The following is a 266-nucleotide window of genomic DNA, read 5'->3' as shown; positions in this document are numbered from 1 at the left end:
GCCGTGTCTTAAAAGTTGGCTACAACACCGTGTTACGCACTTTAAAAAACTCTGGCCAAGGCAAGTGACCTCTATACCCTTCGATAAAGCAAACATCTCTCTAATCTATGAAGTTGATGAGCAATGGTCATTCGTAGGTAAAAAGAAAAATCGCCGCTGGCTTTGGTATGCTTGGTAGCCTCGCTATAAGCGCATCATTGCTCACGCATTTGGTAGCCGTAATACGGATGCTCTGCGCTCGTTGCTCGCTTTGCTCAAGCCGTTTG

1 pseudogene is annotated in these 266 nt (G+C 46.2%); it reads left to right on the top strand.

Annotated elements, in window-relative coordinates:
* A pseudogene (locus tag AACW06_RS20425) lies at positions 1-266 on the top strand (IS1 family transposase); the annotation flags it as partial.

Origin of the sequence: Vibrio sp. S12_S33 (assembly GCF_963889785.1) — a bacterium.
Lineage (GTDB): Bacteria > Pseudomonadota > Gammaproteobacteria > Enterobacterales > Vibrionaceae > Vibrio > Vibrio aestuarianus.
The sequence above is the reverse complement of the archived record's forward strand: the minus strand, read 5'-3'. Positions and strand labels throughout refer to the sequence as shown.